The sequence below is a fragment of the Streptomyces sp. NBC_01275 genome (assembly GCF_026340655.1).
Lineage (GTDB): Bacteria > Actinomycetota > Actinomycetes > Streptomycetales > Streptomycetaceae > Streptomyces.
Genome location: NZ_JAPEOZ010000001.1, coordinates 3079423 through 3100093 on the forward strand (window position 1 = coordinate 3079423; position 20671 = coordinate 3100093).

General features: G+C 71.5%; 18 protein-coding genes. 6 read left to right on the forward strand and 12 right to left on the reverse strand.

Annotated features, from left to right (window positions below; all coding sequences use genetic code 11):
* Nucleotides 1-2 precede the first annotated feature (2 nt).
* The 4 genes from dnaG to OG562_RS13500 form a co-directional block, all read right to left on the reverse strand.
* Entirely contained in the window at nt 3-1904 is a 1902-nt protein-coding gene (gene dnaG / locus OG562_RS13485; protein ID WP_266397026.1) for a DNA primase, read from the reverse strand.
* A gap of 53 nt (nt 1905-1957) precedes the next feature.
* Nucleotides 1958-3223: an NAD(P)/FAD-dependent oxidoreductase gene (locus tag OG562_RS13490; protein ID WP_266397029.1), complete on the reverse strand. Its 1266-nt coding sequence runs from the start codon at nt 3221-3223 to the stop codon at nt 1958-1960.
* 180 nt (nt 3224-3403) lie between these two features.
* Nucleotides 3404-4750: a deoxyguanosinetriphosphate triphosphohydrolase gene (locus tag OG562_RS13495; protein ID WP_266397031.1), complete on the reverse strand. Its 1347-nt coding sequence runs from the start codon at nt 4748-4750 to the stop codon at nt 3404-3406.
* A gap of 66 nt (nt 4751-4816) precedes the next feature.
* The gene (locus OG562_RS13500; RefSeq protein ID WP_266397034.1) at nt 4817-5635 is read right to left on the reverse strand and encodes a sirohydrochlorin chelatase; all 819 of its coding nucleotides are present in this window, start codon (nt 5633-5635) and stop codon (nt 4817-4819) included.
* A 202-nt stretch (nt 5636-5837) separates the two neighbouring features.
* On the opposite strand from OG562_RS13500, the gene OG562_RS13505 reads away from it, so the two are divergent.
* Nucleotides 5838-6518 (forward strand): vancomycin high temperature exclusion protein, encoded by a 681-nt coding sequence (locus OG562_RS13505; protein WP_266397036.1) that lies wholly within the window; start codon nt 5838-5840, stop codon nt 6516-6518.
* Nucleotides 6519-6600: 82 nt separating this feature from the next.
* Here the strand turns inward: OG562_RS13505 and OG562_RS13510 are convergent, their stop codons facing one another.
* The gene (locus OG562_RS13510) at nt 6601-7377 is read right to left on the reverse strand and encodes a TetR/AcrR family transcriptional regulator (protein WP_266397038.1); all 777 of its coding nucleotides are present in this window, start codon (nt 7375-7377) and stop codon (nt 6601-6603) included.
* A 163-nt stretch (nt 7378-7540) separates the two neighbouring features.
* On the opposite strand from OG562_RS13510, the gene OG562_RS13515 reads away from it, so the two are divergent.
* Nucleotides 7541-9073, forward strand: a complete 1533-nt coding sequence (locus OG562_RS13515; protein WP_266397040.1) for an MFS transporter — start codon at nt 7541-7543, stop codon at nt 9071-9073.
* 89 nt (nt 9074-9162) lie between these two features.
* Here the strand turns inward: OG562_RS13515 and OG562_RS13520 are convergent, their stop codons facing one another.
* On the reverse strand, nt 9163-10806 hold the full coding sequence (locus tag OG562_RS13520; protein ID WP_266397041.1) for an amidohydrolase: 1644 nt from the start codon (nt 10804-10806) through the stop codon (nt 9163-9165).
* A gap of 27 nt (nt 10807-10833) precedes the next feature.
* Complete coding sequence (locus tag OG562_RS13525) at nt 10834-12453, reverse strand: APC family permease (protein WP_266397043.1); 1620 nt, start codon at nt 12451-12453, stop codon at nt 10834-10836.
* A gap of 171 nt (nt 12454-12624) precedes the next feature.
* Between OG562_RS13525 and OG562_RS13530 the strand changes: the two genes are divergently transcribed.
* On the forward strand, nt 12625-13242 hold the full coding sequence (locus OG562_RS13530; RefSeq protein WP_266397045.1) for a TetR/AcrR family transcriptional regulator C-terminal domain-containing protein: 618 nt from the start codon (nt 12625-12627) through the stop codon (nt 13240-13242).
* A 50-nt stretch (nt 13243-13292) separates the two neighbouring features.
* On the opposite strand, the gene OG562_RS13535 is transcribed toward OG562_RS13530, so the two are convergent.
* The 3 genes from OG562_RS13535 to OG562_RS13545 all read right to left on the reverse strand — a co-directional run bounded on the left by OG562_RS13535 (nt 13293) and on the right by OG562_RS13545 (nt 16472).
* Nucleotides 13293-13931 carry a hypothetical protein gene (locus OG562_RS13535; protein ID WP_266397047.1) on the reverse strand — a complete coding sequence of 213 codons (639 nt, stop codon included), beginning with the start codon at nt 13929-13931 and terminating at the stop codon, nt 13293-13295.
* A gap of 19 nt (nt 13932-13950) precedes the next feature.
* Entirely contained in the window at nt 13951-14652 is a 702-nt protein-coding gene (locus OG562_RS13540; protein ID WP_266397049.1) for a DUF6215 domain-containing protein, read from the reverse strand.
* A 173-nt stretch (nt 14653-14825) separates the two neighbouring features.
* Nucleotides 14826-16472 carry a M4 family metallopeptidase gene (locus OG562_RS13545; RefSeq protein WP_266397051.1) on the reverse strand — a complete coding sequence of 549 codons (1647 nt, stop codon included), beginning with the start codon at nt 16470-16472 and terminating at the stop codon, nt 14826-14828.
* Between the two features lie 148 nt (nt 16473-16620).
* Here OG562_RS13545 and OG562_RS13550 point away from each other — a divergent pair, with 148 nt between their 5' ends.
* From OG562_RS13550 to OG562_RS13560, 3 genes are all read left to right on the forward strand, one after another.
* On the forward strand, nt 16621-17166 hold the full coding sequence (locus OG562_RS13550) for a gamma-glutamylcyclotransferase family protein (RefSeq protein WP_266397054.1): 546 nt from the start codon (nt 16621-16623) through the stop codon (nt 17164-17166).
* Between the two features lie 245 nt (nt 17167-17411).
* On the forward strand, nt 17412-17951 hold the full coding sequence (locus OG562_RS13555; RefSeq protein ID WP_266397057.1) for a hypothetical protein: 540 nt from the start codon (nt 17412-17414) through the stop codon (nt 17949-17951).
* Between the two features lie 150 nt (nt 17952-18101).
* Entirely contained in the window at nt 18102-18779 is a 678-nt protein-coding gene (locus OG562_RS13560; RefSeq protein WP_266397060.1) for a class F sortase, read from the forward strand.
* 38 nt (nt 18780-18817) lie between these two features.
* On the opposite strand, the gene OG562_RS13565 is transcribed toward OG562_RS13560, so the two are convergent.
* Together OG562_RS13565 and OG562_RS13570 are read right to left on the reverse strand one after the other, a co-directional pair.
* On the reverse strand, nt 18818-19171 hold the full coding sequence (locus tag OG562_RS13565) for a hypothetical protein (protein WP_266397062.1): 354 nt from the start codon (nt 19169-19171) through the stop codon (nt 18818-18820).
* 17 nt (nt 19172-19188) lie between these two features.
* The gene (locus tag OG562_RS13570) at nt 19189-20655 is read right to left on the reverse strand and encodes a hypothetical protein (RefSeq protein ID WP_266397065.1); all 1467 of its coding nucleotides are present in this window, start codon (nt 20653-20655) and stop codon (nt 19189-19191) included.
* Nucleotides 20656-20671: the final 16 nt, after the last annotated feature.

Genomic DNA, 20671 nt, shown 5'->3' on the forward strand with positions numbered 1-20671 from the left:
GCTCAGAGAGCTGCGGCTCCGTGCTCGCGCAGGGCCTGGTCGTACTGCTGGAGGATCCACAGTTCGTTCTGCACGGCGGTCAGTTGGGCCTGGTCGCCGCCCGCGCCGAGCCGGGCCAGCTGGGACTGGACGTCGCGGACGCGGCGTTCGACGGCGCGGCGGCGGACCTGCACCAGGACCGTGCCCGCGTAGATCTCGTCCACCGAGCGCCGCATGATCGGCTCGACGGCGAGCTCGGTGACCATCGCGCGGACGGCGTCGTCGGGCGCGATCTCCCGGACCCGGACCAGGTACTCCTGCCCGTCCTGCGTGCCGTACTCGGCGCCGCCCGCGTCCAGGATCGCCTGGCGTACGGCGGCGTAGGGCGCGGCGGTGAACTCGTCCACGCCGTAGGCGTCGACGGCCGGGGCGACCAGCTCGGGGCGCTGGAGGGCGAGCTTGAGGAGCTCGCGTTCGGTGGCGTAGACGGGGTTGCGCAGGGTGAGGGCGGGGCCGCCGGTGCGGTGCGGTGCGGCCTCGTAGGGCTGCTGGGCGTCGCCGCGGGCCGGGGCGGGGCCCTTGCCGCCGCGGTCGCGGGCCCAACGGGCCAGCTGGGCCACCCGCTTGACGACGAACTGGGTGTCCAGGATGCCGAGCATGCCGGCGAGCTGGACGGCGACCTCGTGCTGCGCGCCGGTGTTCTTGATGCGGGCGACGATCGGGGCGGCCTCGTCGAGGGCGGCGGCGCGGCCGGCGGGGGTGTCCAGGTCGTAGCGGACGACGATCTGGCGCAGCGCGAACTCGAAGAGGGGCGTGCGGGGTTCGACCAGGTCGGCGACCGCCTCGTCGCCCTTGGCCAGGCGCAGGTCGCAGGGGTCCATGTTGTCGGGGGCGATCGCGATGTACGTCTCGGCGGCGAACTTCTGGTCGTCCTCGAAGGCGCGCAGGGCCGCCTTCTGGCCGGCCGCGTCGCCGTCGAAGGTGAAGATGACGCGAGCGCTGCCGTTGTCCATCAGGAGCCGGCGGAGGATCTTGATGTGGTCGCCGCCGAAGGCCGTGCCGCAGGTCGCGATGGCGGTGGTGACGCCGGCGAGGTGGCAGGCCATGACGTCGGTGTAGCCCTCGACGACGACCGCGCGGCTGGACTTGGCGATGTCCTTCTTCGCGAGGTCGATGCCGTACAGCACCTGGGACTTCTTGTAGATCGCGGTGTCGGGCGTGTTGAGGTACTTGGGCCCGTTGTCCGCCTCGTAGAGCTTGCGCGCGCCGAAGCCGACGACCTCGCCGCCGATGTCGCGGATGGGCCACATCAGCCGGCCCCGGAAGCGGTCGATGGGGCCGCGGCGGCCCTCCTGGGAGAGGCCGGAGAGGAAGAGCTCCTTGTCGCTGAAGCCCTTGCCGCGCAGGAAGCGGGTGAGGTGGTCCCAGCCCTGGGGGCTGTAGCCGACGCCGAAGTGGACGGCGGCGGCCTGGTCGAAGCCGCGCTCGGCGAGGAAGATCCGGCCGGTGTCGGCCTCGGGGCTGGTGGCGAGCTGTTCCGCGTACCAGTCGGCGGCGATCTTGTGGGCCTCGACCAGGCGGATGCGTTCGCCGCGCTGGTGGGAGGGGTTGTAGCCGCCCTCCTCGTAGCGCAGGGTGATGCCGGCCTGGGCGGCGAGGCGCTCGACGACCTCGGAGAAGGTGAGGTGGTCGACCTTCATCACGAACGTGATGGTGTCGCCGCCCTCCTGGCAGCCGAAGCAGTGGAAGAGACCCTTGCTCGGGCTGACCTGGAAGGACGGCGACTTCTCGTCGTGGAACGGGCAGAGGCCCTTGAGGTTGCCGCCGCCCGCGTTGCGCAGCTGGAGGTACTCGGACACCACGGCGTCGATCGGGACCGCGTCCCGTACCGCCTTCACGTCCTCGTCGTTGATCCGTCCTGCCACGAGGTGATTCTACGGGGACGGACCGACACTCAAGAGGTCACGCGAGGGGCGCGCTAGGACGTCAGGTTCTCCAGGGGGACGTGCGGGTCGGCCAGAGCCTCGGTGTTCACCGGGTTCCGGCCCCGGATCAGCTTCTGGATGTGCTCTGTGACGTCCCACACGTTCACGTTCATCCCGGCGAGGACGCGGCCCTCTTTCAGCCAGAACGCGATGAACTCCCGCTTGCCCGCGTCCCCTCGGATCACCACCTCGTCGTACGTCCCCGGCGGGGCCCAGCCGCTGTACTCCATGCCCAGGTCGTACTGGTCGGAGAAGAAGTAGGGCACGCGGTCGTGGACGACGTCCTTGCCGAGCATGGCGCGGGCCGCCGCCGGGCCGCCGTTGAGGGCGTTGGCCCAGTGCTCGACGCGCAGCCGGGTGTCGAAGAGGGCGTGCGGGAAGGACGCGACGTCGCCGGCCGCGTGGATGTCGGGGTCGGAGGTGCGCAGCGCCTCGTCCACGGCGATGCCCCCGCCGTGGGCGCGGTCGGCCAGCTCGAGCCCGGCCGCCTCCGCGAGGGCGACGCGGGGGGCCGCGCCGATCGCCGCGAGGACGTCGTGCGCCGGGTGCTCCTCGCCGTCGTCGGTGCGGGCGGCGAGGACCATGCCGTCCTGGCCGACGATCTCCGTCAGCTGGACGCCGAAGCGGAAGCGGACGCCGTGCTCGCGGTGCAGCTCCGCGAAGACGTTGCCCAGCTCGGGGCCGAGGACGCCGTACAGCGGGGTCGGCGCCGGTTCGATGACCGTGACCTCCGCGCCGTACTCGCGGGCCGCCGCGGCGATCTCCAGGCCGATCCAGCCGGCGCCGGCGATCACGAGGTGGCCGTTGTCGCGGCCGAGGGCGGCCAGGACGCCCTTGAGGCGCTCGGCGTGCGCGAGCCGGCGCAGATGGTGGACGCCGGCGAGGTCGGTGCCGGGGATGTCCAGGCGGCGCGGCTCGGAGCCGGTGACCAGGAGCAGTTTGTCGTAGTGGACGAGGGTGCCGTCGTCGCCGAAGCGGACCGTCTTCGCGGTGCGGTCGATCGCGTCGACCGTCTGGCCCAGGTGCAGCTCGATGTCGTTCTGCGCGTACCAGGCGGGCTCGTGCACGAAGACGCTCTCGCGGGTCTCCTTGCCGAGCAGATAGCCCTTGGAGAGCGGCGGGCGCTCATAGGGGTGGTCGCGTTCGTCGCAGATCAGTATCACGCGGCCGGTGAAGCCCTCCGCCCTGAGCGTCTCGGCCGCCTTGGCGCCGGCCAGGCCTCCTCCGACGATGACGAATGTCTGATCCGCGTCGACCACGTGATGCCTCCTCGTAAGGGTGCCGCCATATGCGAGCGTCCCGCACGCAGCGTGATGGGGGAAGGGGGAGTGGCCCGATCAGACCCACGCAGGGTCACGTTCGGGCGGGTTTCGGACCACCGGGGTTCGGAGGTCCGGGGTTCGAAGGTCCGGGGTTCGGACCACCGGGGTTCGTACGTCTCATGGACGGGCCGTCAGATGGGCGTGCAGCGAGCGGGCCGAGGCGTCGGTGAGGGAGGCGACCTGGTCGACGATCACGCGCATCCGGGCGCGGTCGTCGGGGGCCTGGTCGAACAGGGCCCGGAACTGGGGGTCCAGGCCGTCGGGGGCGCGGGCGGTGAGGGCCTGGGCGAGCTCGGCGACGACGATGCGCTGGTCGGCGCGGAGCAGTTCCTGCTCGGCGCGCTGCATGACGTACCGGTCGGCCACCGCCTTGAGGACCGCGCACTCCAGCCGGGTCTCGTGCGGTACGACGAGTTCGGCGTCGTAGCGGGTCAGGCGGCCCGTGCCGAACCGCGCGCGGGTGGCGGCCTCGGCGGCGAGGCAGAAGCGGCCGATGAGCTGGCTGGTGGCGTCCTTGAGGCGGGCCTGGGCGACCGCCGTGCCGTCGTAGCCGTGCGGCCACCACTCCTGGTCCTGGAGCCGGTCGAGGGCGGCGGCGAGTTCGGCCGGGTCGGTGTCGGCGGGGACGTAGCGGCCGACGGCGACGCGGAAGACCTCCTGGCGCTCGGGCTCGGCGTGCAGGCAGTTGGGGTCGACATGGCCGGCGTGCAGGCCGTCCTCCACGTCGTGCACCGAGTAGGCCACGTCGTCGGCCCAGTCCATGACCTGCGCCTCGAAGCACGTGCGCGTGCCGGGGGCCTCCGCACGGACCCAGTCGAAGACGGGCCGGTCGTCCTCGTAGACGCCGAACTTGCCGGACGCCGGGTCGGTGGGGTGGGCGCCGCGCGGCCAGGGGTACTTGGTGGCGGCGTCGAGGGTGGCGCGGGTCAGGTTGAGGCCGACGCTGGTGGCCTCGCCGCTCTCCTCGGATTTGACGAACCGTTTGGGCTCGATGCGGGTGAGGAGCCTGAGCGACTGGGCGTTGCCCTCGAAGCCGCCGCAGTCGGCCGCGAACTCGTTCAGCGCCTGTTCGCCGTTGTGGCCGAAAGGGGGGTGGCCGAGATCGTGGGCGAGGCAGGCGGCCTCCACCAGGTCGGGGTCGCAGCCGAGGGCCGCGCCCAGCTCGCGGCCCACCTGGGCGCACTCCAGGGAGTGGGTGAGACGGGTGCGGGGGCTGGCGTCCCAGACCCGGCTGCGGGTGCCGGGCGTCACCACCTGCGTCTTGCCTGCCAGCCTTCTGAGGGCCGAGGAGTGCAGGATGCGGGCCCGGTCGCGTTGGAAGGCGGTGCGTCCCGGGCGTTTGTCGGGCTCCGGGGCCCAGCGGGCGACCGACGTCGGGTCGTAGGCGGTGCGGGGCGTGGTGGGGGCGGCGGGGCCGGTCGGGGTGGTGGTGCGGGGTGCGGTGCCTTCTGCGGTGCCTTCCATGTCTCGACAGTAAGCGGCCGCGGTGACAATCGGGGGGTACGGACCGGTCGCGCCCCGTCGGGCCGCTCAGGCGGCGTTGCTCCTGCCGTCCGCCTCGCGGGCCTGGTCGTAGCGGTGCAGCAGCAGGTCGGCCATCGCCGGGTGGGTGCCCAGGGGGGCCGAGGCGATCCAGGGGGCCGCGTCGGCGCACTCCGTCGCGAACCGGCCCGGGGCCGTGAAGCAGGAGGCCACCGCCACCCGGTCGCGGCCTCGCGCGGCCAGGGTGCGCAGTGCCTCGGGGACGGCGGGGGCCGCGGTGGAGGCGTAGGCGGGGACGACGAGGACGCCCAGGCGCTGCGCCAGCAGACGGGCCGTACGGCGGGTGTCCACCGCGGAGTCCGGGTCGCGGGAGCCGGCCGCCGCGAGGACCACCGCGCTCCTGCGGCGCTCCGCCTCCGTCAGGTCCGTGCGCCAGCCGGCCTCGACCAGCCGTGTGTGCAGGGTCTCCACGAGCAGGGGGTGCGGGCCGAGCGGCGTGGCCACGCGCGTGCGTACCCGGGCGGCGGCGGCCATCTCGGGGATGTCGCGCCTGACGTGGTAGCCGCGGGCGAGGAGGAGGGGGACCAGGACGGCGTCCGTCGTGCCGCGGGCGTCGAGGTCGGCGAGGGTGTCGGTCAGGAGGGGCGCGTTGAGCTCGATGTGGCCCAGGTGCACGGGCAGGCCGGGACGCAGCGCGCGGACCCGGTCGAGGAGCGTGCGGACGGTGGCGAGCGCGCGCGGGTCACGGCTGCCGTGGGCCACGACGACGAGCGCGGGCGGTTCGGGCCGCCGCCGGCCGCCGAGCTGAACGAGGCCGGGCCGGCCGAGGCCGAGTCGGCCGCTGAGCTGTGCGCTGATCTCGTTCATGGACCGATCCTGACCGCACGAGGTTGCACCCCCGTTGCCTGACCGTCACGAGTCTTTTCGGGGCGTTCACCACGCGCGTGGGGGCTGTGTGAGGTGCGGTGTGAGGTGCGGTACACGGTGGGCGCGGCGGGCGGACGAACCGGATCACCCTACGCTGCGTCTTCCCGGGCCGAAGGGGCTTTCAACCCGGGGGGACGTCCGTATGAACATCCGTCGACCGCGGCTGCCGCGCACGCGTGCCGGGCAGCGGCGGCTGGTGCAGGCCGTGATGGCGGCGAGCGTGCTCGCACTGCTGCCCGCCACCTGGCTCTACGTCTCCACGGCGGACCGGCTGGGCACGACCGCCGACGCGCCGCGCGCCGAGGTCGCCGTCGTCTTCGGCGCGGGCCTGTGGAACGGCGAGCCGTCGCCGTATCTCGCGCACCGGCTGGACGCGGCGGCGACGCTGTACCGGGCGGGCCGGGTCTCGGTCGTCCTGGTCACCGGAGACAACAGCCGCAAGGACTACGACGAGCCGGACGCCATGCGCGGCTATCTGACGAAGCACGGCGTCCCGGACGCGCGGATCGTCAGCGACTACGCCGGTTTCGACACCTGGGACTCCTGCGTCCGGGCGAAGAAGATCTTCGGCGTCGACCGGGCCGTCCTGATCAGCCAGGGCTTCCACATCCGGCGGGCCGTCGCGCTGTGCGAGGCGGCGGGGGTCGACTCGTACGGGGTCGGGGTCGACGCCAAACATGACGTGACCTGGTACTACGGGGGCACTCGGGAGATCTTCGCGGCGGGCAAGGCGGCGCTGGACGCGGTGTTCGAACCGGACCCGCACTTCCTGGGGCCGAAGGAGCCGGGGGTGCGGCGGGCGTTGGCCGCCGGCGCCGAGTGAGCGGCGCCTCCGGTGGGCGCCGACGCTCGCCCGGCCGGGGGCCCGGACCGCGGGGTGTGGAACACCGTGGCGGCAGGGGGTCTCAGCTGTCCGACGGCGGCAGGCGGAGCGCGAGGCCGTCCAGGACGACCTCCAGGCCGTAGGCGAACTTGGCGTCGCGCAGGGCGGCCGGGTCGGCGGTCTCTGCGGTGTACTCGTCGGCGAGGTGCTCGAAGGGCGCGGCGGCCTGACGGGCCGCGGGCATGAGTCGGGCGACGAACTCGGCCTCGCTCTCGCCGGAACGGGCGACCGTGGTGAGCCAGGCCGCCTCGGTGGTGCTGATGCCGATGACGTAGCTGAGCAGCGGCTCGATCTCCCGGCCCGGCTCGGTGAAGCCGGCCGCGCTGAACAGGGCGGCGAGGCGCTCGGTGTACGCCATCAGGTTCGGCCCGAGATAGACGAGACCGGCCTGGCCGAGGACCGAGGCGAGCCAGGGGTGCCGTAGCACCGTGACGCGGAACGACCGCGCGGCCTCGGTGACGCCGGCCCGCCAGTCGGAGCCGTCGGCGGGCGGTACGCGGGTCTCGGCGGCGACCTCGTCCACGGCCAGCTCCATCAGCTCGTCCTTGGTGGCGACGTGCCGGTAGAGGGAGGTCGCGCCGGCGTTGAGGCGAGCGCCGAGTTTGCGCATGCTCAGCGCCTCGATGCCCTCGGCGTCCAGCATGGCGACGGCCTCGCGGACGATCGCGTCCCGGCTGAGGGAGGGCTGGTCGGGTTCGCGCTCCTGGCGGGTCCATACGGAGGGGACGGGCTTCGGGCTCTTCGGGTTCTTCGGGTTCGTCGGGCTATGCGGGTTGTTCGGGTTCGCCTTGGCGGCCATGACTCCAGCCTCTCCTCACCGTGTGCGTACGTCGTGCGCGATCAGCGTACACAGTTCAGGCATTGCGCACACCGTTCCGTTGTGCGTACAGTGTGCGCATCGCACGGAACACTGTACGCAGGCAGATGAAGCCGCTAAGCCGATGAAAGGGCAGGACGCCCCCATGGAAACCCTGGAAAGCCGCAATCCCCGCCGCTGGTGGATCCTCCTCGTGCTCTGCCTGAGCACGGTGGTCCTGACGATCGACAGCATGGCGCTGACGGTGGCGGTGCCCTCGATGACCGAGGACATCGGCGCGAGCGCCCAGGACACCCAGTGGATCCTCGACTCCTACATCCTGGTCTTCGCGGGCCTCCTGCTCACCTCGGGCAGCCTCGGCGACCGGTTCGGCCGACGGAAGGTGATGCTGATCGGCCTGGCGCTCTTCGGGGCCGCCTCACTGGCCGCGACGCTCTGCACCAGCCCCGGCGAGGTGATCGCCGTACGCACCGCGATGGGCGTCGGCGGGGCGCTGATCATGCCGTCCACCCTGTCGATCCTCATCACCGTCTTCGACGAGGAGGAGCGCGGCAAGGCGATGGCGGCCTGGGGTTCGGTGTCGATGCTGGGACTGGTCGGCAGCCCGGTGCTGGGCGGGGTGCTGATCGACCACTTCTCCTGGCACTCGATCTTCTTCGTGAACGTCCCGGTCGTCGTCCTGGCCCTCGTCGCGGGCGTGGTCCTGATGCCGGAGTCCCGGGCGCCCTGGCAGAAGCCGGACCCGCTGGGCGCGGTGCTGTCCGCGGTCGGCATGACCGCGCTGGTGTGGTGGATCATCGAGCTTCCGCAGCACGGCGCGTTCGGCGACCGCTCGGCCGTCACCCTCGTCGTGGCCGTCGCCGCCCTGACCGGCTTCGTGGTCTGGGAGAACGTCGCCTCCTCCCCCATGGTCCCGCTGGTCCTCTTCAAGCACCGCAACTTCAGCGGCGGTTCGCTCTCCCTGGCCCTGGTCCAGATCGGCAACGGCGGTCTGCTGCTGGTCCTCACGCAGTACCTGCAGTTCGTCCTCGGCTACTCCCCCGTCAAGGCCGGTCTCGCCTTCCTGCCCCTGGCCATCGCGGCCCTGATCGGCAACGGCGTCGGCGTGAAGCTGGCGGCAAGGATCGGCAACCGGCTCCTGATCCTCTCCGGCATGCTCGTGATGGTCGCCTGCTTCGGCCTTCTGACGACGGTCGACGCCGACTCCGGCTTCACCGTCCCGGCCATCTCCCTCGGCCTGCTCGGTCTGGGCGCGGGCCTGGCGATGCCGGCCGCCGTCGGCGCGCTGATGGGCACCATCCCCGCGGACAAGGCGGGCGTCGGCTCGGCCCTGAACGACACCGTCCAGCAGGCCGGCACCGCCCTCGGCATCGCGATCCTCGGCTCCCTGCTGACCAGCGGCTTCGCCGCCGAGATGCCCGCCGACGCCCCCGAGTCGGCTCGTCAGTCGATCGGCGGCGCGCTGGCCGCGGCCGGTGAGGACGAGGGCCTGATCCGGTCCGCCCGGGAGGCCTTCACCACCTCGATGACGACGACCTTCACGGTCAGCGCGATCGGCGTCCTGGCGGCGGCGATACTCGCGACGCTGGTCATGCGGGACCGTGAGCCCGAGCAGCCGGGCGAGGCCCAGGAGGCGGCGGACCGGGACCGGGACCGGGATCCGGAGCCGGCCGCCTGAGCCGACGGCTCCAGGGACCCTGTAGGGCCGGCGCCTCCCAGGCGTCGGCCCTCGCCTTTGGCGGTGTCGCGGCCGCCGGTCCCCGCGGATCAGGCCCGGTGGGTGATCCGGCCGCCGGACACGGTGAGTCCGATGTCGGCCTGGGCGAGTTCGTCGGGCGGTGCGGTGAGGGGGTCGACGGCGAAGGCCGTCAGGTCGGCGCGGTGGCCGGGGACGATACGGCCGGAGCGGGACTCCTCACCGGCCGCGCGTGCCGCGTGGGTGGTGTAGCCCTCGATGGCCATCAGCGGGGTGAGCGCCTGCGCCGGCTGGTTGGGGACGGCGTCCGGGGCTCCCGCGGGGCGGCGGAGCCGGGCGGCGGCCAGGACGGCGCGCGGGTCGTACGGGGCGACCGGCCAGTCCGAGCCGAGAGCCAGCGTCGCTCCGGACTCACGCAGGTCGCGGCAGGCCCATCCGCGATCGGCGCGCTGGTCGCCGAGCCGTTGCGACCAGTTGTCGCCGTGGTCGGCGCGGGTGTAGTCGGTGCAGTGGGTGGGCTGCATGGAGGCGATGACGCCCAGGGCTGCGAACCGCGGGACCTGGTCCGGGGCGAGCGTCTCGATGTGCTCGACACGATGCAGGAGGCGCGGCGATCCGGGGGGAAGGGCGCCGAGCGTGTCGAGGGTGTGGCGTACGCCCGCGTCGCCGATGGCGTGGGTGACGGTCGGTACGCCGGCGCGGGCGAGGTGATGGACGGCGGCGGTGTAGTCGGCGGGGTCGAGCCACAGGCTGTGCGCGGACTCCCCGTGCGTGTCGGGCTCCTCCAGCCAGGCGGTGCCGCCGTCGACCGTACCGTCGATCATGAATTTGACGGCTCCCACCTGCCAGTCGCGGCCGCGTCGGCGTTGCAGCCGGACCAGGTGCTCCAGTTCGTCGCGGTCCGCTCCGGGGAGGCAGAAGGGGGCGATCCGCAGCCGGAGGGGCAGGTCGTCGCCGTCCTCCAGGGCGGTGAGCAGGTCGAGGCTGTCGCCCTGGCAGTCCATGACGTGCCCGCCGGTCAGCCCGGTGGCGGCCATGTCGGACAGCAGGCGGCGCAGCCGGTCCCGTCTGGCCTGGAGCGGCTCGGCCGGGATCACACGTTCCACCAGGGACATCGCGGCCATTTCCAGCAGGTGCCCGGTGGGGCGACAGTACGCGTCGCAAACCACTTTGGAACGGTCCGCGAAACGCCGAGGTCCGGCGACCCCGGCCAGTTCGAGTGCCCTGCGGCTTGCCAGGGCGGAGTGGACGTCGAACATCAGGAGATAGGCGGGGGCGCCGCCGAGGGCGTCCTCGACCAGGTCCGTGGTGACGTGCCGGTCGCCGAAGACGTTGGGGTCCAGGCCCCAGCCGCGCACCCAGCCGCCGGGGGGCGTGCGGGCGGCCGTGTGTGCGAGTACGGTCCGCAGCTGGTCGAGGTCGCGGCAGGCCGACAGATCGGCGCCGACCGCCATCTCCAGCCCGGAGACCGGGTGCAGATGCGCGTCGACCAGGCCCGGCGTGAGCGTGGCGCCGCCGAGGTCGACGACCTCCGTGTGCGGGCCGCGCCAGTCCCTCACGTCCGCCGCCTCGCCCACGGCCAGGATGACGTCGCCGCGTACGGCCACCGCGCCCGCGCCGGGACGTGCGCGGTCCAGCGTGCGGACGTTTGCGCCCACCAGGACGAGGTCGGCGGCGGCGCCGCGGTGATCCCGGGGCGTGAGCGAAGCGGACAAGACGGTTCCTGTTCTGCTGAGAGGTTCTTAGAGGTTCACGGAAGCGGGCTCGGCGGACCGGCCCTGATCCCGGTCCTGGTTCCGGTCCCGGTCCTGGTTCCGGTCCCCGTTCTGGTTCCGGTCCCCGTTCTGGTTCCGGTCCCCGTTCTGGTTCCGGTCCCCGTTCTGGTTCCGGTCCCGGTTCCGGCGGGCGAAGGAGACGGCGACTCCCGCGACGAGCACCACGGGGACGAGACCGAGCAGGACCGCGTTGACCGTCGTACTGGCCGACGTCAGCAGATCGATCCTGGTGACCATGGTCGCGGTGGCCGCGATCAGCAGGACGACGGCCACCGCGGGCGCGACCACCACCCGCAGCACGCTCTCGCCGCGCCGGTCGCGCACGAAGAAGGCGAACACCGCGACCGCGGTGAGTATCTGGAGCACCATGAGGCCGATGGCGCCCGGGGTGTTCACCCACAGCAGCAGCTTCAGGTAGGGGTCGGCGCCCGCCGCCGCGAACCCGGCGACCACGATCGCGGCCAGCGCGGTCTGCAACAGGCCCGCCGCGTAAGGGGACTTGTGCCGGGCGTGGGTCCTGCCCAGCACCCGGGGCAGCGCGCCCTCGCCGGACAGTGCGTAGGCGTAGCGGTTGACGGCGTTGTGGAAGGCGAGCAGGGCGGCGAAGACGCTGGTGACGATGAGGACGCGCATCGCGTCGGAGGCCCAGGCTCCGACGAACTCGTCGGTGGCGACGTAGAACAGGTCGAGGGGGTGCGCGGCCGCCGCCCCGCGGACCTGCGCCTCGCCGAACGCCTGGATCACGGCCCAGACGATGAAGGCGTAGAACAGGCCGAGGAATCCCACGGCGATGTAGGTGGCGCGGGGGATCGTGCGGTTCGGTTCACGCGCCTCCTCGCGGTAGAGCGCGGTCGACTCGAAGCCCATGAAGGCCGTGAACGCCAGGGCGAGCGCCGCGCCCATGCCGGGGGCGAAGGCGTTCGAGGGCGTGAAGGACGCGAAGCCGATGCCCGAGCCGCCGCCGTCGACGAGCACGCCGACGGCCAGCACCAGCAGGATCGCGGTCTCCGCGACCAGCAGGACGCCCAGGACCCTGGCGCCGATGTCGACTCCCCGGTAGCCCAGGTACCAGACGACGGCCACCGCGCCGAAGGCGAGCACGGGCCAGGGGACGTCGACTGCGAACAGCGTCTTGAGGGTGTCGTGCGCCGCCGAGCCGAACAGTCCGTAGATGCCGATCTGGAGCGCGTTGTACGAGGCCAGGGCCAGGGCGGCCGCGCCGAGCCCCAGATGCCGGCCCAGCCCCCGGCCGATGTAGGCGTAGAAGGCGCCGGCGTTGCCCACGTACTTCGTCATCGCGGTGAATCCGGCGGCGAAGACCGCCAGCACCGCTCCGGCCGCCAGGTAGGCGGTCGGGGCGCCCAGCCCGCCGAGCAGGACGGCCAGCGGAGCGACCCCGGCCATCACCGTCAACGGTGCGGCGGCGGAGACCACCAGAAAGGTGATGTCGCTGGTGCCGAGAGCGTCCCGCTTGAGGCGGGCCGCCCCCGCCGCGGACTCGGCGGGCCCTGCGGGCTCTGCGGACTCGGCGGGCTCTGCGGGTTCGACAGGTTCGGCGGCGGACGTCGCGATCGTGGAATCGGGCATGTGCGGTCCCCTAGGGGAGGCTCGGGCGGGATGCCGAGGGCGGGACAAGCGGGACACCGACCCGGTAAACCGAAACCGATTCGGTTTAGGTAAAGTAGGCGTCCACATCCACATACGGAAGCCCGGTTCCGGTAACGAACGGGTTAAACCCGACGGAGGCGTCGCCCGCAGATGGCCCGACCGAGATCCCCGATCCTGGACCAGGACCGCATCGCCGCCGCCGCGCTCGCGCTCGTCGACAAGCGCGGCGACTTCACGATGCCGGAGCTGGCACGGCAGTTGGGCGTACAGCCCTCCTCCCTCTACCACCACGTGGAGGGCCGCACCGGAGTCATCGAGCTGATACGCGTCCGGGTGGGACAGGCCGTCGACACCACCGCGCTCGACCTGCCGGTATGGGAGGAGGCCCTCGCGGCCTGGGCCCGCTCCTACCGCTCCGCGTTCGCCGCGCACCCCCGCGCCATCCCGCTGCTCGCCACGGAGACGGTACGGGCGGTCGACGCGGTGACGATGTACGAGAGGGCGCTCGGGCTGATGGAGCGCGCCGGCTTCACCGGACACGCCGGACTGACCGCGCTCAACACCCTCGAGAACTTCATCCTCGGCTCGGCCCTCGACCTCGCCGCACCGGCGACGATGTGGGACACGGTCGACTCCGCCGACACCCCTCGGCTGTCCACGGCGCTGGCCGCGGCTCCCGAGAGCGGCGACCGCGCGGACCAGGCGTTCGAACTAGGCCTCACCGGCCTCATCGCCTACTTCAAGCACCTGGCCCCCACCCACCCCTGACCGGACGTCCCGGACCGTCCCACGCCCCGCACCCTCACCACCACACCCGCTCACCAGTACGTCAGCTCCAGCACCCGCGCGCAGTGCGGATCACGGTCGTCCGCCGCCATCCGCTCCCCCTCGCCCCGCAGCAGCGAGGGCAGCGCCGCGATCAGCGCGGTGAGCGCGCCGGTCGTCCGGACGTCGGCGGCGGTCACGCCCGCCAGCCCCTCGACCCGGTAGTACAGCCGCACCCGCTCCTGGTCCCGGAAGAGGAAACCGCACAGCAGGGGATCCTCGTACGTCTCGTCGTACGACGGCCCGGCCAGCGTCCGCAGCAGCCGCAGTCCCCGGTCGGCGGCGCTCTCGGCGGCCCGCGGCACGACCGCCGGGTCCACCGCGACGATCGGCATCCCCCACACCGACCCGACCGCCGCCGGCCGTTCGCCCTGCGCGCACAGAGTGCGCAGCACCCCGATGACGTCGTACGCGGTCACGGCGTCGTCCCCGACGAGAAGCGGAACCTCGTAGAGCGTCAACTCCCGTGTCGATACGGCGGTTTCGGGCCCTACGGCGACCCGCACGGCGTCCGCTCCACCCGGCGCGGGCAGGACTCCGCGCAGGTACGACGTCCCCGTCAGCGGGGTGTGGAGGTGCTGGAGCAGGAGGGGGATCAGGTCGGCCTGGTCATGTGCGGTCTCTTCGTCCACGGGGGCATTGTGGCCCCGGTCAGCCGGTCGTCCACCCCGGAATCGTCGGCAGCACCCGCTCCGCCACGCTCAGCAGCGCCGCGTCGTCGGGGACCACGTCGTCCTGGCGCCAGATGGCGAGTTCGTAGGAGCCGCCGCCGTCCTTGGCGTCCGGGGCGACGATCAGGCTGCGGGCGATGCCGCCGGGGCCGGTGCTGGCCTTGCCGCTGCCGCCGAGGTCGAAGCTGAGGGCGATGGTCCGGTCCGAGTAGAGGACCGCCGGGTGGCCGGCGATCGTCTTCTTCTGCGCGGTGCCGCCCAGCAGATCGGCCATGTCGGCGACCGGGAAACCGTCGTAGGAGCGGGAGAGCTTCACGGAGTACGTCTCGAAGGTGACGGTCGCCTCGGGGGTGGCGATCTCGGTGCCACCGGCCAGCTTGACCGAGCTCTCGCTGCCGTGGGCGGTCTGCGCCTTCTCCCGGGGCGTGCCGAGGAGCCACGACAGGTCCGTGCGGTTGAGCGCCTTGCAGAGCTGAGCTCCGGATATGCGCTTCGCCGACGGCTTGGCGTCTTTGTCGTTCGAGCAGGAGGCCGGCTCGTCGGCGGCCGCGCTCGCGCCCTCGGCGGAGTTCTTCTGGATGACCCACAGCCCGCCCGCGAGCGCCCCGACCAGCACCACCGCCATGACGGCCTGCCCCCACGCGTTCGGGCTCTTCTCCGATACGCCGACTTCCTCTGCCATGTCCCCTGTTACCCCCGGTTCCCACTGTTCGCGCGGGATGCGCGCGGGGGGAGCCTAACCGGTGATCGCGGGGCGGGTCCCGAACATTCGTCCGCGGGGTGGCCGGGGGCGGCCGCCCGGGCTCCGGAGCCCGGGCGGCCGCGTCGCTCGCCGGAACGGACGGCGGCGAACGGTCAGTTCACGTTGACCGCGCTCCAGGCCGCCGCCACCGCGTTGTACTCGGTGCTGCCGGCGCCGTAGAGGTCGCGGGCCGCGTTCAGGGTCGCCGTCCTGGCCGCCGCGTAGTTGGTGGAGGAGGTCATGTAGACGGTCAGGGCGCGGTACCAGATCGCGCCGAGCTTGTCCCGGCCGATGCCCGTCACCGTCGAGCCGTTGTACGTCGGGGAGTTGTAGGTGACGCCGTTGACGGTCTTCGTGCCGCTGCCCTCCGCCAGGAGGTAGGCGAAGTGGTTGGCGACGCCCGAGGAGTAGTGGACGTCGAGGTTGCCGACCGAACTGCTCCAGTAGTCCGCGGAGTTGCCGTCCTTGCTCGGCTTGTCCATGTAGCGCAGGGCGTCCCGGCCGAAGCCGGAGCGGACGATCTTCTCGCCGATCAGGTAGTCGCCGACGTCGTTGGAGTTGCCCGCGTAGAACTCCACGAGCGATCCGAAGATGTCGGACGTGGCCTCGTTCAGGCCGCCGGACTCGCCGGAGTAGGTCAGGTCGGCCGTGGTCGAGGTCACGCCGTGGGACATCTCGTGGCCGGCCACGTCCAGGCCGACCAGCGGGCCGAGCTGGGTGCCGTCGCCGTCGCCGTACGTCATGCAGAAGCAGCTGTCGTCCCAGAAGGCGTTGTTGTAGCTGTTGCCGTAGTGGACGCGGTTGTAGGCGCCCTTGCCGTCGCCCGCGATGCCGTTGCGGCCGTGCACGTTCTTGTAGTAGTCCCAGGTCACGTCGGTGCCGTACTGCGCGTCCACCGCGGCCGTGGAACGGTCCGAAGTCGTCCCCGTCCCCCAGTGGTTGTCGGTGTCCGTGAACAGGGTCGCGGGGGCGCGGCTGATGCAGATGCCGAAGATGCACAGGTCGGTCTTGTTGGCCGCGTCACCGGTGTACGTGTTCCCGCGCGTCGGATCCTTGAGCTGGTACGTCGTTCCCGAGAGGGTCGTCTCCAGCGGGACCGTGCCGCCGTACAGCGAACTGCCGTCTCCGGTGGCCGTCTCGATGGCGTCCCAGGCGTCGATCTGGGCGCCGCTGCGGGCGTCGGTCAGCACCGTGCGGGCGACCGGGTTGCCGAGCGAGTCCAGGCCCACGGCGTTGGTCCGCCAGGCCAGCTTCGGCGTGCCGTGCAGGGCGTCGACGACCAGCTGCGGCTTGGCCTTCACCTGCTTCAGCGGCTCGCCGAGGTTGGCCGCGCGCAGGGCGTTCACGGCGGCGTCGGCGGCCTTCGGGGCGGAGAGGGACGGGGTGATGCTGGAGAGGGAGATCGTGCTCCTCGTCGCACGGTTCGCACTGCGGTACGCGCCGTCGGCGGCCAGATGGACGACGAAGTCACCTCCCAGGACCGGGAGTTGACGGTAGGTGCGGTCGTAGCGGACGTGCTGGGCGCCGTCCTTGTCGATGACGACGTCCCGGACCGCGGTGCCCTGCGGGGCGGTCAGGCCCAGGGCCGCGGCATGGTCGGCGAGGGCCGCCGCCGCGTTGCCGAGCGCGGTGGCCCGGGTCGGTCTGTCGGCCGCGTCGGCGACCGGGGAGAGTACGGCGGCCAGCAGGGTGGCCGTGGTGACGGCGATGCCTGCGGTGGCGAGACGGGAACCTCGGACGTGCTGCCGTATCCGACTCATCAGTCTGCTCGGTCTCCTCGAGAGGGCGCTGTGGGGCGCGTGGAGTGACGTGGGGGTGGCGCTGAGGTCGTCCTGAGATTTAAGTGGGCATGACATGTCGTGTCCATAGCGCTACGTGCCGGTGCCGTGAGGGGAGAGAATCGTTTCCGTGAGCAGCCCGACCACTCCGCACCTCCCCCACCTCCCCTTCTTCGTCTACGGCACCCTGCGCCCGGGCGAGGTCAACCACGACCGATTCCTGCGCGACCGCACCCTCCACGAACACCCGGCCCGCCTACCCGGCGCGGTGCTGTACGACGGCCCCGGCTATCCGTACGCGGTGGAGGAACCCGGCGGAGTCATGACGAGCGGGGTCACGGCGAGCGGACCCGAGACGGGCGGGACCGTGACGGGCGGGACCGTGGCGAGCGGACCCGAGACGGGCGGGACCGTGGCAGGCGAGCTGGTCACCGCGCGACCGGAGGCCTACGACCGGCTGCTGGCCGAGCTCGACCGGCTCGAGGAGTACACGCCGGGCGACCCGCGCAACCTGTACGAGCGCGTCGAACGGGAGGTCGTCGTCCTCGGGGCCGACCGCATCGCCGTACGCACCGCCGTACGCGCCTGGGTGTACGTGGCCGCGCCCGCCGTCGCCGCCCGGCTGCGGGCCCGCGGGAAGCTCCTCGAGGGCGGGGACTGGCTCGCCCGGCGGTGACGGTCACCCGTTCACACCCCCTGCGCGCGCTTTTCCGCACGGCGTCCCGAGCACGGCGATGACCTGCCGAAACAACCGTCCCGGCCGTCCTCCGGCCCGGCATCTGACACCCATTCATCCCATTCCTGACGCTCGCTCAGGAAGCGCGCTCGCCGCTCTGCGACTTACCTCGGAAGGGCAGGGACGCGAAGGCCGGGAAGCGAAGGCCAGGGACGCGACCCGAAGAGCGCGAAGGAGCAGGACAGATGCGACGTACCGCCCGCCTACTGACCGGCGCCTCGCTCGCCGTCGTCGCCGCGGGCGCGCTCGCCGCACCGGCGTACGGCGTCGGCACGGGTACCGGCGCCAGTGCCGGGCGGCTGGAGGTGTACCCCTCCAGCGCCGCGCCGGGCGGGCAGGTCACGGTGAACACGGCGGCGTGCGGGGACGACGGCACGGCGGCGGGCGACGCCGGCGCGGTGGGCGCCGGGCGCTTCACGCTCGCGCCCAGCACGCACCGGGGCGAGGCGATCGGCCAGTTCCGGGTGCCGCCGAGCGCACAGCAGGGGACGTACGAGATCGTCGCGGAGTGCGCCGCGGGCGGCCGGCGGATCAGCGGGGACCTGGTGGTCACGCTGGCCTCGGACCGGCAGCCGGTGCATCCGCGCGGAAGTGTGAAGACGGGGGTCGGCGGCGCACTGGGCCCCGACCCCGTACAGACCGCGGCCGGTGTGGCGGCTCTCGCCGTCGCCGCCGCGGGCGGTACCTGGCTCCTGCATCGCCGGGCGAGAGGCGACGGGATCTGACGGACACCCTCCGCTGTCCGTCCGCCGGTACCGCATGTCCCCTCCCCCTCCGGGCCCGACGCCCCTCGCGGCCCGGAGGGGGGCTCGGGGCCCTCGTTCACGGAGAGGGGTTTCTGCCATGCGGGAAACGCGGGAGAGGGGTTTCTGAGAATGCGCCGCGTCGGAAGCGTCGGAAGCACCGGAAACACTCGTAACGCCGGTAACAGCGCCATAGCGGTCGCCACGGCGGTCGCCCTGTGCGCGGGCGCGTGGCTGCTGCACAGCGGCGCCGAGTCGCACCCCCCGCCGCAGCCGTCCGCGGCTCAGGCCCGCTCGGCCGACGCCGACGCCGACACCGACCCGGCCGGGGGCGGAGGCGCCGCCCCGGCCCTGCCGCCCTCCCCGCCCGACCGCATCCGCATCCCCGGCATCCGGGTCGACGCCCCCCTCACGGGCCTGGGCCTGACCCCCGGCGGCAGCCTCGACGTGCCGCCCGCCGCACGGAAGAACCTCGCCGGCTGGTACGAGGCCGGCACCACCCCCGGCGAGAGCGGCACCGCGATCGTCGCCGGTCACGTCGACAACGCCGACGGCCCCGCCGTCTTCTACAGCCTCGGCGCCGTGCGCAAGGGCGCCCCGATCGAGGTCGACCGGCGCGACGGAAGCGTCGCCCTGTTCACGGTCGACGCCGTCGAGGTCTACCAGGCACACGACTTCCCCGACGAGAAGGTGTACGGGGCGGCGCGGCGGCCCGAGCTACGGGTGATCACCTGCGGCGGCGGCTACTCCAAGGCGACCGGATACCAGGGGAACGTGGTCGTGTTCGCGCACCTGACCGGCAGCCGCTGAGCCGGTCGGCCGCGCCGCTGGAGACCGGCGGCCCGGCGCTACTGGCCGAGCCAGGATGTCGCCGCCTGGCCGAGCGCACCCAGGGCCGGAGCCGCTTGCACAAGCTTCTCCACCACTGTCTTCAGCCGACCCCGGTCGATACTCGCCGGGCCTCTCTGCGACGCGGGTTCCAGGACCCTCGACAATTCCGCTACGTCCTCTTCAGCCACGGGCCCGCCGACGGCCGCCTCCGCTCGAGCACGGTCGGCGAAATCACGAAGATCCGCGAGCACCTCGGAATCCGAAGACCGCAGCGAATTGTCAATAATCGTGACCTCATTCTGGGTGTGAACCTGGTCGGCGTTGAAGTGTCCGCCCGACACCTGAACACCCAAATTAATCGATTGGTTCATCTCTTCCCTCTTCTCGATTATTTTTCCTTGGACGGAGACGCGAACCCGTAGAATTGGGATCTCCCGTCGATCACTACGTTGTCTGCGTTGCTGGTCCCTCCGGTGTGAATGATTCCCTGGTTCAAGATGACGGTCTGCTGGGACTTGAAATCCGAGACATCCATGCCTTTATCATCGAGAAACTCGACGATTTCGGCGAGAACGTGACGCTCAATCGCTTTCAGATGCCGGTCGGAGTCAATTTTCTGGAAGTGGCTCCGGTAGACGCCCTCACCGATCCATTTGCGAATATTGAGGCCGACGGAAAAGTCCACTCCGGAACCGGACTCGGCTTGCCTTTCCAGTCTTTTCCTGTCCAGTCGGTGAGCCAGATCGGACACTCTTCTCCCCACGATCAAGGCGGGAGCCAAGACGATGCGTAAGGGTGTCTTGAGGAGCGTGATTCCCCACAGACGGGCGTCACTCGAAGGGCGCCTGCCCATCCGGTCGAGAACGCGATACCTTTCCGCGACAGGCGGCATGACGACTCGCTGGCAGTCGATGTACAGCGTCTTGTGCTCGACTGCGAAATGCAGAAAAGTACTGGTGACCAGCTCTCCGCCCCAGGATGAGACATAAACGCCAAGGTAGTGGCGCGCCGCCGGACCGGGACGATCGGCGACTCCCTGCAAATCGCTCCAATGCTGAACCGGATGATTGCACCCGCTGGAGGCCGGACCAGTGCTTCTGTCGCCACTTCTGTGGTCCCAGAGCTGCCCGACGCCCCGGGCCAGGTTTCCGTTGACAAAGACTCGGTCTTCAACGAGAACCGTTTCCCCCGCACCCCACGCTGAAACAGCCCCATCACCTCCGCCATGGGAGTCACGGTCAGAGCCGACATCTTCTGCCGAACGGCCCGAGAGATCTTTCAGACTTCCCTTGAGGTGACAGGAGAGCTCCCACGGAGTGAATTCCTGAAACGGGTTCACCGGAACAAACGGGTTCGCCGGAACCGCGAGAGACATTTGGGACTGTGGGCGCAGCGGAACGACCAGGGACCACCCGGAGACCTTGCTCCCATATTCGCCGAACGGTTCGAACCCGTCATGAATGGACACGTTGCAGAAAGGGGACGAGGCCGCACCGAACTGAGTCGAAGAAATGAGGTCGAGACGGCCTTTCACCCTCTTGAAGTCAGGCCCCTGCTTAAGCTTCCAGCCCCCATCCGGTTTGGACATCTCAACCAGGACGTTCCGCACTTCCCGTAAATCACGGAAAACAATCGGAAGGCAGCTGGAGATTAACGTCACCACGATCACCACGGTTCCGGCGAACATGCCCTGACTGGCCGCCCAGAAAGCCAGTGGAATCAACGCGGCACTGACGACGAGGATCTTTGCATCGCGCTTGTCATGCAGTCTCCGCGCTTTCAGGGTGTGCAGAAGGACCTGCTCGAGGTCCGTCCCCAGGGCCGGGGGAAGCTGACGAATGGCGTCCTGGAGCAATCGATCCCGGAATACC

Excerpts from the sequence above, each read along its gene's own strand:
- OG562_RS13530 (WP_266397045.1), top strand. The coding sequence starts at position 12,625 with ATGGCCCGACCGAGATCCCCGATCCTGGACCAGGACCGCATCGCCGCC.
- OG562_RS13525 (WP_266397043.1), bottom strand. The coding sequence starts at position 12,453 with ATGCCCGATTCCACGATCGCGACGTCCGCCGCCGAACCTGTCGAACCC.
- OG562_RS13555 (WP_266397057.1), top strand. The coding sequence starts at position 17,412 with ATGCGACGTACCGCCCGCCTACTGACCGGCGCCTCGCTCGCCGTCGTC.
- OG562_RS13540 (WP_266397049.1), bottom strand. The coding sequence starts at position 14,652 with ATGGCAGAGGAAGTCGGCGTATCGGAGAAGAGCCCGAACGCGTGGGGG.
- OG562_RS13515 (WP_266397040.1), top strand. The coding sequence starts at position 7,541 with ATGGAAACCCTGGAAAGCCGCAATCCCCGCCGCTGGTGGATCCTCCTC.
- OG562_RS13495 (WP_266397031.1), bottom strand. The coding sequence starts at position 4,750 with ATGGAAGGCACCGCAGAAGGCACCGCACCCCGCACCACCACCCCGACC.
- OG562_RS13560 (WP_266397060.1), top strand. The coding sequence starts at position 18,102 with ATGCGCCGCGTCGGAAGCGTCGGAAGCACCGGAAACACTCGTAACGCC.
- OG562_RS13545 (WP_266397051.1), bottom strand. The coding sequence starts at position 16,472 with ATGAGTCGGATACGGCAGCACGTCCGAGGTTCCCGTCTCGCCACCGCA.
- OG562_RS13505 (WP_266397036.1), top strand. The coding sequence starts at position 5,838 with ATGAACATCCGTCGACCGCGGCTGCCGCGCACGCGTGCCGGGCAGCGG.
- OG562_RS13500 (WP_266397034.1), bottom strand. The coding sequence starts at position 5,635 with ATGAACGAGATCAGCGCACAGCTCAGCGGCCGACTCGGCCTCGGCCGG.
- OG562_RS13510 (WP_266397038.1), bottom strand. The coding sequence starts at position 7,377 with ATGGCCGCCAAGGCGAACCCGAACAACCCGCATAGCCCGACGAACCCG.
- OG562_RS13565 (WP_266397062.1), bottom strand. The coding sequence starts at position 19,171 with ATGAACCAATCGATTAATTTGGGTGTTCAGGTGTCGGGCGGACACTTC.